The sequence below is a fragment of the Bacillus sp. DB-2 genome, from assembly GCF_003315125.1.
Lineage (GTDB): Bacteria > Bacillota > Bacilli > Bacillales > Bacillaceae_G > Bacillus_A > Bacillus_A mycoides.
The window spans coordinates 261,855-274,582 of record NZ_QNRN01000008.1 but is presented as its reverse complement, the minus strand read 5'-3'; the positions used below and the strand labels follow the sequence as shown (position 1 = coordinate 274,582).

Sequence of the window (12,728 nt, the reverse complement as noted above, 5' to 3'; positions counted from 1 at the left end):
ACTACTAGCCAATCACTTGACTAGCAGGGCTTACTGATATATTTAATTAACTTTAGTTATAATTGGTTAAATAAATCGTAACAGTTAGTTACCCTATTTTCTCTCTCATTCGTACTCCCCCATTCTATTTCTCCTTTAATATGTAACTTGCTAGGCTTATAACAATTCTTAGAAAAATAACTACTACAATTACAATATAAAGACCTTTCGTAGAAGACAACCACTGTTGAAAAATAGACATTTTCTCCATTTGCTTCTGACCTTCTATTAAAATAAAACCTACGACAAACGAACTAACAACAATGATACCTATCATAATTCTAATACTTTTCTTGCTATATTGTTTCATATCATCCCAGTTATATAACAGTACAAAAACAAACCCGAAAACAGGTATGATACTTATCCATTCATTGTTTGTAAACAGATTTAAAATGATTAATAGACTACAAGATATGATGAATCCCCAAAATCCAATTTTTTTGCGCATAAGCCCTCCTTAAATTCCATTTTTAGGATTAATTGTATTTTAACATCCATTTTCATTCCTTACCATTACAGTACATGAAATTTCACTTTTTTCTTTTTCCTATACTCACATACTTTCTCTGCTTTCATACAATAAACTACACGAACGCCTAAAGGATGTGGATGTTATGGGAGTTGAATTAACGCTTTTACATGCTCTCTATGTTCTTTGCTTACTAACCATTATTACCTTCTTTATTCTCCGGAAAGATACGACGATTATTTGTATCGTTTTTATCTTTTTATTAGCATTAACCGCTACAAGCTCTATCCCTCTTGCCATTAGCGGTATTTTTCAAAGTTTCATTTACGCCATTACTGAGCTATTACCAACTATATTAATCATCTCCATTATCGTATCAATGAGCAATTTACTCGTTCATACCGGCATAAATGATACGATGATTTCACCATTTACAAAAATGATTCGTACACCTACCCTCGCCTACTGGATTATCGGCCTTTTGATGATGACAATTTCTTTCTTCTTTTGGCCTTCTCCGGCTGTCGCCTTAATGGGGGCTATTTTATTACCCGTCGCTGTACGCGTCGGCCTTCCGCCAATTGGAGTCGCAATTGCTATGAACTTATTCGGACACGGCATTGCCTTATCAGGTGACTTCGTTATTCAAGGTGCACCAAAATTAACCGCAGACGCCGCCGGACTTCCTGTTTCTAGCGTTATTTCTGCCAGTGTTCCCCTCGTTATCGTTATGGGTATTGTGACAACTTCTGTCGCATTTTTCTTCTTACGAAAAGAATTTCATACAGGCTTATATATACAAGAATCTATCCCATCAACCGAGCCTTCTAAAACGCTCACTTCATTATCTCCTCGGGCAAAGAGATGCCTTGCCATATGTATCCCTATCGTATATGCCATCGATATCCTTTGCATGATTCAGTTTAAACTACAAGGAAGCGACGCAACCGCACTTATCGGCGGGACGACTGTTATTATGATTATCATCATTTCTCTCATCGCCTACAAAGGAAATGGCCTGAATAAAACGACCGATTATTTTATAGCAGGACTACAATTTGGATTTAAAATTTTCGGTCCAGTTATTCCAATTGCTGCACTTTTTTATTTAGGAGATAGCGGCTTTGTAAAAATTATCGGAAACTATTTACCGAAAGGTTCACATGGAATTATTAATGACTTAGGAATCGCCTTATCTCAAACGGTTCCTTTAAATCAATATGTATCGGCTGGGACATTAACTATCGTTGGTGTCATTACCGGGTTAGACGGATCTGGCTTTTCTGGTATTTCGCTTGCTGGTTCAATTGCTAACCTTTTCGGAACAGCACTTGGGCATGGAACAGCTACATTAACAGCACTCGGGCAAATTGCAGCCATATGGACCGGGGGCGGGACTTTAATTCCTTGGGCGCTTATTCCTGCCGCTGCCATTTGTAAAGTAGATCCATTTGAACTCGCACGCCGAAACTTTTTACCTGTTATTATCGGCTTAATCGTCACCACTATCGTTGCGATGTTTATCCTATAACGTAAGCAAGTATTCTCTTGCTTACGTTTTTTATTGTAAAATTCATCATTAATTGCTGACTTTCAAAAGGGATTATTTATATGTTAGCGAAATTATATTAGGAGAGTATTTATTTCAAAACGTTTACGAAGAACAGATTACTGCAATTAGAAAAGGGGACATAACTATGAATGAATTGATTTTCGTCTTATTAATTTGTCCATTACTTATCTTTATCGTTTCTGTTATTGGAACGCGTAAAACGAAAACGTATTACGTAATGCCAATTGTAACGTTTGCTAGTTTTTTAATAATAGGTGTTTTCGCCTTTACTCCAAAGTTTTTCTTTTGGGTTGGTATGTATAGCATCTTCTCATTTATCATTTCTTATATGACTCTATTATTTGTGAGAGGATATGAAGTTGCGGCAAATACTAAGTAGTTATTAGTAAGGAGATTGCAATATGATTTTCTTTGATATCGATGGAACTTTACTTGATTATGACGCCGCTGAGAGAAATGGCATTTCACATTTTTTCCAGAAGTACAATGATATTTTTTCTGGAAGCGAATTAGAGGCCACGAAACTATGGCATGCATTATCAGAAGAATATTTCAACAAATTTTTCTCCAAAGAATTATCCTTTCAAGAACAACAAGGGATGCGAATGTATCATTTATTTAAAACATATGGAGTAAACTTACCCCTCGAGGAATCTCAGCACAGATTCAATCAATATATAGAACTATATAAGAACAACTGGATTGCGTTTGAAGATGTACTCTATACATTACAAACCTTGCAGCAAAGAGGATACTCATTAGGTATCATTAGTAATGGCGATTATGAACAACAAATCGAAAAATTAACAGCTTTAAACATTCTACAATATTTCAAGTATATTTTTACTTCTAGTAAAATTGGTTTATCAAAGCCAAATCCAGAAATTTTTAAAATGGTTGGATTACAATCGAACCTTGAACTGAAAGATTGCTATTATATTGGCGATCGATTAGAAACAGATGCAATTAGTAGTACAACGGCCGGAATGCAAGGGATATGGTTAAATCGGAATAACTCGCAGCCCAAGTACGATGTTCCTACTATATGTTCTTTACATGAAATTTTAGCAATGATATAAAAAGACGACCGCGTTCCCCCGCAGTCGTCTTTTTATATATGAGTGTTACGCTGTAACCCAAGCCTCGTCAGCTGGATTTTTACGCCACTCTTGTAATTTTTTCGTTTCAGCTTGTCCGATCATACCTTTTTCTGCTGCAACTTCAGTTAATGCACTGTAATCACTTAAAGAATATGATGCTACGTTTGCTGCTTCTAGTTTCTCTTTTCCTGACTCAAGCTCGTACGTGAAGATTGATACGATTCCTAATACTTCACAGCCAGCTTCGCGAAGTGCTTCTACACATGTAATTGCACTACCGCCAGTTGAAATTAAGTCTTCTACTACTACTACTTTTTGACCTTTTTCAGCTTTTCCTTCGATTTGGTTCCCTTTACCGTGACCTTTTGCTTTACTACGTACGTAGCACATCGGTAAATCCATACGATCGCTTACCCATGCAGCGTGCGCAATACCAGCAGTTGCTGTTCCTGCAATAACTTCTACAGTTGGGAAGTGCTCTTTAATTAACTCTTCTAATCCAGCTGCAATCGCTTGGCGTACTTTTGGAAAAGATAAAGTTAAACGATTATCACAATAAATTGGTGATTTCATACCAGAAGACCAAGTAAATGGATCATTCGGTTGTAAAAATACTGCTCCAATTTCTAATAAATGCGATGCGATTTCTTTTTTCATACTGTTACACCTTCCCACTGTTGTTTTACTGTTTTATACGCTTCAAGCGGATTTTCTGCTTTTGTAATACTACGTCCAACTACGATGTAGCTTGAACCAAGTTCCCTCGCACGTTTCGGTGTTGCTACGCGCACCTGGTCATTTACATCATCGCTTGCAAGACGAATCCCCGGTGTTACTGTTACAAATTCATTTCCGCATACTTCACGTAATTTTGGTACTTCAAGTGTTGAACAAACAACACCATCAAGTCCACTTTCTTTCGTTAATTTTGCATAATGAGCAACCGCTTCTTCTAACGTTTTCTCAATGCCGATCTCTTTTTTCATCATAGCTTCCGAAGTGCTTGTTAGTTGTGTAACTGCAATACAAATCGGTCTCTCTTTTCCTTCTTGCTTACCTTCCTCTAATCCCTCAATCGCAGCTTTCATCATACTGCTTCCCCCAGCAGCATGAACATTTACCATATCTACATCTAGACTAGCTAGGCTACGCATAGCGCTTTTTACCGTATTCGGAATATCATGAAGTTTTAAATCTAGAAAAATCTTATGTCCTTTTTCTTTTAAGTACGTAATAATTGCAGGACCCTCTTTGTAAAATAACTCCATACCCACTTTGACAAATAACTCTTCCCCTTCAAAGTGATGTAAGAATTGTTCTACCTCTTGTTTCCCTGGAAAATCTAGTGCAACAATTAGCGACTGTGACATACTTACTTCCAGCTCCTTCCTTGACATTCCGAAATGTGATCAAATCCTAATTCATCTAGTAATGCTGGTAATTCTTCAATAATTGTCGGACATACGAACGGATCAATAAAGTTCGCCGTTCCAACTGCAACCGCGCTTGCACCAGCATAGAAGAATTCAATTACATCTTCCGCTGTTTCAATACCACCCATTCCGATAATCGGAATGTTAACCGCTTGACTTACTTCATGTACCATACGAATTGCTACTGGCTTAATCGCAGGCCCTGATAGTCCGCCCGTACGGTTTGCTAAAATTGGTTTTGCAGTTTTTAAATCTAGACGCATACCAAGCAATGTATTAATCATCGTTAAACCGTCCGCACCCGCATTTTCAATTGCTTTTGCAATTTCCACAATGTTTGCCACGTTCGGTGACAATTTCACATATACCGGTACTTCAGAAACCTCTTTTACTCGCTTCGTTAAATCAGCAGCAATTTCAGGATTTGTACCAAAAGCGATACCACCCGTTTTTACGTTTGGACAAGAAATATTTAATTCTAGCGCATGAACATTAGGTGCCTTTGAAATTGCCTTCGCAACCGCTACGTAATCCTCAGCTTGTGAACCAGCAACGTTTGCAATAATCGGAAGATCAAATTGCTCGAGAAAAGGTAATTCAGAATTCATTACCTTTTCTAACCCAGGATTTTGAAGACCGATTGCATTTAGCATTCCGCCTGGTGTTTCAGCAACACGAGGCGTCGGGTTTCCATAACGAGGTTGTTCTGTTGTCGCTTTAATCATAATTGATCCAAGTACACTTAAATCATAGAACTGTGCATACTCACGACCAAATCCGAAGCAACCAGATGCTGGGATGATTGGATTTTTTAATGATAACCCTGGTAATTCAACTTGCAATCTGTTCATAGTACAACCTCCCCGATTGGAAATACTGGTCCGTCGCTACACACCTTCTTGTAAGAATGTCCACTCGGATCTGCTTGTAAATGGCATACACACGCGAAACATGCTCCGATGCCACAGCCCATACGTTCTTCTAATGAAATGTAGGCTTTTCTCTCCTTATAGCGTCCTTCTAATGCACGAAGCATCGCTAAAGGTCCACATGAGTAGAGAATGTCAAAGTCAATTCCATAGCTATCAATTACATCTGTTACAAACCCTTGTGTACCATGTGTACCATCAACTGTTGCAACATACGTATCACCAAGTTCTGCGAATTTCTCTTCATAGAAGACAACATCTTTCGTTTGGAAACCTAAGATGTGAATAACGCGTACTCCTTTTGCTACAAGACGCTGTGACAATTCATATAGTGGTGGTACACCAATTCCCCCACCAACTAATAGAGCCGTTTGTCCAGATTCCGCTTCTTCTACAGGAAATCCATGCCCAAGTGGTCCTAACACATCTACAAGTTCGCCTTGTTTTCTTTTCGCTAATGTTTTTGTTCCTTGTCCTTCCGCACGATATAGCATTGTAAATTCGTTCTTGTCTTGATCGACATTACAAATACTAATTGGGCGGCGCAGAAGGGGCGTAATGCCCTCTGCTACCTTAATGTGTACAAACTGCCCTGGATCGTTCATTTGCTGCACTAAATCCCCTTGAAGCACTAATTCGTAAATGTTTTTTGCGATTTCTTTTTGGTTAACGACGATCATATTTTGCTTTTGCATCATGCATGTACCACCTCGTGACGCTTCGTTTGCGTAATTTCTTTCATTGAATGAGCTGAGAATGTCATAGATTCTAATACTCCCAAGATTGCTCTCGTTGTATCAAGTGATGTTAAGCAAGCCACACCATTTTCTACTGATTCACGGCGAATGCGGAAACCATCACGCGCTGGTTGTTTGCCTTTTGTTAATGTATTGATTACAAACTGCGCTTTCCCTTGACGAATAATATCAAGTAAGTTGTAGTCTTCAGAATCAATTTTGTTTACAACTTGCACCGGAATGTTTTGTTCTGTTAGCGATTGTGCTGTTCCTGCTGTTGCTAATAAGTTATAGCCGATTTCATGGAAGCGTTTTGCGATTTCCAGCGCTTCTTCTTTATCTTTATCCGCTACAGTGATGATTACTGATCCGTGCGTTGGAATGTTAATTCCTGAAGCAACAAGTCCTTTATATAATGCTTTTTCAAGCGTTAAATCTTTACCCATTACTTCCCCTGTTGATTTCATTTCAGGCCCTAATGTTGTATCAACTGAGCGTAGTTTCGCAAATGAGAATACCGGTGCTTTTACATACACTTCCTTCTCTTCTGGGTGATAGCCAGTTCCATATCCTTGTTCTACAAGGTTTTGACCTAAAATAACTTTCGTTGCGATATTTGCCATCGGTACGCCTGTAATTTTACTTAAGAATGGTACTGTACGGCTCGCACGTGGATTTACTTCAATTACATACACTTCATCTTTGAATACTACAAACTGAATGTTTAGTAATCCAACAATGTTTAAACCTTTTCCAAGCCCAATTGTATGTTCAATAATTTGTTCTTTTAGTTTTTCAGATAAGCTCTGTGGTGGATATACTCCAATTGAATCCCCAGAGTGAACTCCAGCGCGTTCGATATGTTCCATAATACCTGGAATGAATACATTCTCACCGTCTGAAATTGCATCTACTTCAATTTCTTTACCAACCATATAACGGTCGATTAATACTGGGTGATCTGCGTGAACTTTAACCGCATTTTTCATGTAGTGCAGTAATTCTTCTTGACGATATACGATTTCCATCGCACGTCCACCTAGTACGTAAGATGGTCTTACTAATACTGGGTAACCAATTTTGTCAGCGATCGCTACTGCTTGCTCTACAGTCGTTGCTGTTTTACCAACTGGTTGCGGGATACCAAGCTTTGTTAAAGCTGCTTCAAACTTATCACGATCTTCTGCACGGTCTAAATCTTCAAGTGATGTTCCTAAGATTTTCACACCGTGTGCTTCTAATTTAGCCGCTAAGTTAATTGCCGTTTGTCCACCAAATTGGACGATAACACCTTCTGGCTTTTCTAAATCGATAATGTGCACTACATCTTCGATTGTTAATGGTTCAAAGTATAATTTGTCAGAAATACTGAAGTCTGTTGAAACTGTTTCTGGATTGTTATTAACAATGATTGCCTCATATCCCGCTTCTTTAATTGCCCATACAGAGTGAACTGTTGCATAGTCAAACTCAACACCTTGACCAATACGGATTGGACCAGATCCTAGAACTACTACACTCTTACGATCTGTTCTAACCGATTCATTCTCGTCACCATATGTGCTGTAGTAGTATGGTGTTGCAGATTCAAACTCTGCAGCACAAGTATCTACCATTTTATAAACAGGAGTTATATTGCTTTCTTTGCGCATATCGTAAATTTCACGCTCTGTTTTGTTCCAAGCATTAGCGATGTAATGGTCACTGAAGCCCATTTCTTTCGCTGATTGTAATACTTCCATATTTCCTACATTTTCTTTTACTTCGCGTTCCATGTTTACGATATTTTCAACTTTTTGTAAGAAGAAGAAGTCCATTTCACACCAATCGTTGATTGCTTCTTTCGTTACACCTTGACGAATTGCTTCCGCTACAATAAACAGTCGCTCATCATCAGCTTTTATAATACGCTTTTTCATAGTTTCTTTATCAAGCTCTTTTAAGTGGTCTAACTCTAGGTGATAAACGCCAAGTTCTAAAGAACGAATCGCTTTTAATAATGATTGCTCTAAGTTACGTCCGATTGACATAACTTCACCAGTTGCCTTCATTTGTGTACCAAGTGTTCTGTTTGCTGATTCAAACTTATCAAATGGCCAGCGCGGAATTTTTGAAACAACATAGTCTAATGCTGGTTCGAAACAAGCGTATGTTTTTTGTGTTACTGGATTTATAATTTCATCTAATGTTAAACCGACTGCAATTTTTGCCGCTAGCTTCGCAATTGGATATCCAGTTGCTTTAGATGCTAGTGCAGATGAACGACTTACACGCGGGTTTACTTCGATTACATAGTATTGGAAGCTATGTGGATCAAGTGCAAGCTGAACGTTACATCCACCTTCAATTCCTAATGCACGAATAATTCTTAATGAAGTGTTTCGTAACATTTGATACTCACGGTCACTTAATGTTTGGCTCGGTGCTACAACGATAGAATCACCTGTGTGAACCCCGACCGGATCGATATTTTCCATGTTACATACTACAATCGCGTTATCATTCGAATCGCGCATTACTTCATATTCAATTTCCTTACAACCAGCAATACTCTTTTCTAATAGACATTGTGTTACTGGACTATGTTTTAATCCACCTGATACGATTTCAATTAGTTCTTCTTCATTATTACAGATTCCGCCACCTGTTCCCCCCATTGTAAATGCTGGGCGAACAATAACTGGATAACCAATTTCTTTTACAAATTCATGCGCTTCTTCCAGCGTATGAATAATCGTGCTAGATGGAATTGGTTCATTTAATTCCTGCATTAATGTACGGAATAAGTCACGATCCTCGGCTTGCTCGATTGCTGATAATTTTGTTCCTAAAATTTCAACTCCGCACTCTTCAAGTATGCCTGATTTCGCAAGTTCAACCGCCATGTTTAGGCCTGTTTGACCACCTAATGTTGGTAGGAGTGCATCTGGACGTTCTTTACGAATGATACGGCTTACGAATTCTAATGTTAATGGTTCTATATATACTTTATCTGCTGTTGCAGTATCTGTCATAATTGTTGCTGGGTTAGAGTTAACAAGGATTACTTTGTAACCTTCTTCTCTAAGAGATTGACAAGCTTGTGTACCAGAGTAATCAAACTCTGCTGCTTGCCCAATTACAATTGGTCCTGATCCGATTACTAAAATTGTGTTAATGTCTAGGCGTTTTGGCATAACTCTTCCCCTTCTTTCTTGAAGTTTTCAATCATTGCTAAGAAATCTTCGAATAAATCATTTGCATCTTCTGGTCCTGCAGAAGCTTCTGGATGGTATTGCACTGTAAATGCTGGGAACTTCGTATGACGAAGACCTTCTACTGTTCCATCATTTAAAGCAACATGTGTAATTTCAAGTTCTGTATTTCCAACTGATTCTTCTTCTACTGCGTAACCATGGTTTTGAGATGTAATTGCTACTTTTCCAGTTGCAAGATTTTTTACTGGATGATTTAAACCACGGTGACCGAATTTTAACTTACTAGTATTCGCACCAGATGCTAGGGCGAACAATTGATGTCCTAAGCAAATCCCGAATAAAGGAACTTTACCAATAATGTCTTTTAACATTTCAATTGCTTCTGGTACATCTTTTGGGTCCCCAGGTCCATTACTTAACATAATTCCATCTGGGCTAAGGCGTAAAATTTCTTCTGCTGTTGTATTGTAAGGTACAACAATTACATCACAATCACGCTTATTTAATTCTCGTAAAATACCATGTTTCATTCCGAAGTCTACAAGTACAACGCGATGTCCACGGCCTGGACTTGGGTATGGATCTTTTGTTGATACGCGTTTCACATGATCTGTAAAGACAGTTGCTTTCAATTGGCTAACGATGTCCTCTACATCCACATCCATATTGCAAAGACGTCCGCGTAAAGTTCCATATTGACGAATTTTTCTTGTTAATTTTCTCGTATCAATTCCTGCTAATCCTGGGATATTTCTTTCTTTCAAGTAATCATTTAATGAAATTTCATTACGGAAGTTTGATGGGTGATCACAAATTTCGTTTACGATTAAACCATTTACAGATGGGTGGATTGACTCAAAATCATCACGGTTAATGCCATAGTTTCCGATTAATGGATACGTAAATGTTACGATTTGACCGCAGTATGATGGATCAGATAAAGTTTCTTGATATCCAGTCATCCCAGTTGTAAATACAACCTCACCTGACTTTTCGATTTCTCCTCCGAAACCTTTTCCAATTAATACTGTTCCATCTTCTAAGATAAGTTGTCTTTTCATACTAATGCACTCTCCTTTTGCCATGCGATCTTACCACCAACGATTGTCATAACCGGCCAACCTTGGCATTTCCAACCTGCGAATGGTGTATTTTTTCCTTTTGATAAGAATGTTGTTGGATCAATTTCTTCTTCTTGTTCTAAATCAATAATTGTAATATCAGCTGTTCTACCTTCTGTTAGGCGCCCTGCTTCTAAACCGAATGTGTCAGCCGGTTTTTCTGTTAAGAATTGAATCAGTTGCTCTAATGTAATGATTCCTTTTTTCACAAGGTTTGTATATAAAAGCGGGAATGCTGTTTCAAAACCAGTAATTCCGAACGGTGCTCTTTCAATCCCTTGTGCTTTCTCTTCTGCAGTATGCGGTGCATGGTCAGTTGCGATCATATCAATTGTTCCATCTAATAGTCCTTCAATTAACGCTGCATGATCTTCTTTTCCTCGAAGCGGTGGATTCATTTTAAAGTTAGGATCAGCCGATGGGATATCATCTTCACATAATACTAAGTGATGCGGTGTTACTTCTGCTGTCACCTTAATTCCAGCACGTTTCGCGTCACGGATTACACGTACAGATCCTTTTGTACTTACGTGACATACGTGGTAGTGACAATTTGCAGCTTCCGCAAGTAAGATGTCCCGGGCAATATGTACGGATTCACATACTGATGGGATACCGTTTAATCCGTGTTTCTCAGAAAACTTCCCTTCATGTACACATCCTTTATTAATAAGTGTGTTCTCTTCACAGTGTGCAACAACTGCCATATTTAATTTCGATGCACGCTTCATTGCAGCTAACATCATGCTTGCATCTTGCACGCCTACGCCATCATCAGTGAAAGCAAACGCTCCAAGTTCTTTTAACGTTTCAAAATCAGTCATTTCAGAACCCGCTTGGCGTACTGTAATTGCTCCATATGGTAATACATTTACATGTGCTTTTTCTTTAATACGCTTTTGCAGGTCTTCCATATGTTCTTTACAATCTGGTACTGGGCGTGTGTTTGGCATTGCGCAAATTGTAGTAAATCCACCTTTTGCTGCTGCAAGTGTTCCTGTTTCAATTGTTTCTTTATGTTCACCACCTGGTTCACGAAGATGAACGTGTACATCTACTAATCCAGGTGCGATTAACTTTCCATTTACATCGATTACTTCAGCATTATCTGCCGTAATATTTTCTGCTACCTTCGCAATTTTACCGTCTTGTACGAGAAGATCTGTTGCTACAATTGTTCCTTCTTCATTCATATAACGACCGTTTTTAAACAAATAATTCATGTTTCATTCCTCCTAATACATTTGGTAATGCGCGTTTTAGTACAGCCATTCTTACGTAGACCCCGTTTTCCATTTGCTTGAATATGCGTGAGCGTTCACACTCGACAAGTTCACTTGCAATTTCAACATCACGGTTTACAGGGGCTGGATGCATAATAATGCTTCCTTCTTTCATACGTTTTTCTCTTTCAACTGTTAACCCATGTTGCTCGTGATATTCTTTCATAATGTCTGTTTCATAATGGTCATGACGCTCATGTTGTACACGAAGTAACATCATCACATCCACTTCTGGAACAAGTTCATCTAAACTCTTGTACGTTCCAAATGTGTTCTCTTCATCTTTCCACTCTTCTGGGCTTGCAAAGTAAATTGTCGCGCCCAGTTTCGTTAATGCTTCTGCATTAGAACGTGCTACTCGGCTATGCCGAACATCCCCAACTATTGCAATCTTCAAACCTTCAAATCTTCCAAACTCTTGTTTAATTGTTAGAAGATCGAGTAGACATTGCGTTGGATGATTTCCACATCCATCTCCAGCGTTCAAGATTGGAATATTCACCTGATCTTTTAATTCATCGAAGTAACGATCTTGCTCATGGCGGATGACTACCGCTTTTGTTCCGATTGATTCTAGTGTTCTTATCGTATCGTATAAAGTTTCTCCTTTTTGTACGCTAGATGCATCTGCGGAAAAGTCTAATACTTCAAGCCCTAATCTCTTCTCAGCAACTTCAAAGCTAAATCTCGTCCTCGTACTATTCTCAAAGAACAAATTCGCAACAAATGTTTGCTCTGTCGTTTTGCTCTCTTTTCCATTCGCGAAATCTTCTGCGTCTTTTAGAATTTCTGAAATTTCTACTTCCGATAATTCACTCATCGTTAACAAATGGCTCATCGTCAT

Annotated in this window: 12 protein-coding genes; 3 read left to right on the top strand and 9 right to left on the bottom strand. The window is 38.5% G+C overall.

Features of this window, described 5'->3' with window-relative positions; all coding sequences use genetic code 11:
* Positions 1-124: 124 nt before the first annotated feature.
* Complete coding sequence (locus DET63_RS16255; protein ID WP_002066889.1) at positions 125-490, bottom strand: YoqO family protein; 366 nt, start codon at positions 488-490, stop codon at positions 125-127.
* 166 nt (positions 491-656) lie between these two features.
* Between DET63_RS16255 and DET63_RS16250 the strand changes: the two genes are divergently transcribed.
* The 3 genes from DET63_RS16250 to DET63_RS16240 all read left to right on the top strand — a co-directional run bounded on the left by DET63_RS16250 (position 657) and on the right by DET63_RS16240 (position 3,163).
* The gene (locus DET63_RS16250; protein WP_113937200.1) at positions 657-2,042 is read left to right on the top strand and encodes a hypothetical protein; all 1,386 of its coding nucleotides are present in this window, start codon (positions 657-659) and stop codon (positions 2,040-2,042) included.
* Positions 2,043-2,208: 166 nt separating this feature from the next.
* Complete coding sequence (locus tag DET63_RS16245) at positions 2,209-2,463, top strand: YbeF family protein (RefSeq protein WP_002066887.1); 255 nt, start codon at positions 2,209-2,211, stop codon at positions 2,461-2,463.
* 22 nt (positions 2,464-2,485) lie between these two features.
* Complete coding sequence (locus DET63_RS16240) at positions 2,486-3,163, top strand: HAD family hydrolase (RefSeq protein ID WP_113937199.1); 678 nt, start codon at positions 2,486-2,488, stop codon at positions 3,161-3,163.
* Between the two features lie 45 nt (positions 3,164-3,208).
* On the opposite strand, the gene pyrE is transcribed toward DET63_RS16240, so the two are convergent.
* From pyrE to pyrB, 8 genes are read right to left on the bottom strand one after another with little or no spacing between them, the layout of a single operon-like run.
* Positions 3,209-3,841: an orotate phosphoribosyltransferase gene (gene pyrE, locus DET63_RS16235; protein WP_033707138.1), complete on the bottom strand. Its 633-nt coding sequence runs from the start codon at positions 3,839-3,841 to the stop codon at positions 3,209-3,211.
* Positions 3,838-4,554, bottom strand: coding sequence for an orotidine-5'-phosphate decarboxylase (gene pyrF, locus DET63_RS16230; protein WP_000083510.1), 717 nt, complete (start codon positions 4,552-4,554; stop codon positions 3,838-3,840). The genes pyrE and pyrF overlap by 4 nt, the downstream gene beginning before the upstream one ends.
* Positions 4,555-4,556: 2 nt before the next feature.
* Positions 4,557-5,468: a dihydroorotate oxidase B catalytic subunit gene (pyrD, locus tag DET63_RS16225; RefSeq protein ID WP_002111413.1), complete on the bottom strand. Its 912-nt coding sequence runs from the start codon at positions 5,466-5,468 to the stop codon at positions 4,557-4,559.
* Complete coding sequence (gene pyrK, locus DET63_RS16220; protein ID WP_002137972.1) at positions 5,465-6,244, bottom strand: dihydroorotate oxidase B electron transfer subunit; 780 nt, start codon at positions 6,242-6,244, stop codon at positions 5,465-5,467. Before pyrK ends, pyrD begins: the two co-directional genes overlap by 4 nt.
* Positions 6,241-9,459, bottom strand: a complete 3,219-nt coding sequence (gene carB / locus DET63_RS16215; RefSeq protein WP_113937198.1) for a carbamoyl-phosphate synthase large subunit — start codon at positions 9,457-9,459, stop codon at positions 6,241-6,243. Before carB ends, pyrK begins: the two co-directional genes overlap by 4 nt.
* Positions 9,444-10,541: a carbamoyl phosphate synthase small subunit gene (locus tag DET63_RS16210; protein ID WP_002121861.1), complete on the bottom strand. Its 1,098-nt coding sequence runs from the start codon at positions 10,539-10,541 to the stop codon at positions 9,444-9,446. Before DET63_RS16210 ends, carB begins: the two co-directional genes overlap by 16 nt.
* Complete coding sequence (gene pyrC / locus DET63_RS16205) at positions 10,538-11,824, bottom strand: dihydroorotase (protein WP_033707133.1); 1,287 nt, start codon at positions 11,822-11,824, stop codon at positions 10,538-10,540. Before pyrC ends, DET63_RS16210 begins: the two co-directional genes overlap by 4 nt.
* Entirely contained in the window at positions 11,808-12,722 is a 915-nt protein-coding gene (gene pyrB, locus DET63_RS16200) for an aspartate carbamoyltransferase (protein ID WP_033707132.1), read from the bottom strand. Before pyrB ends, pyrC begins: the two co-directional genes overlap by 17 nt.
* Positions 12,723-12,728: the final 6 nt, after the last annotated feature.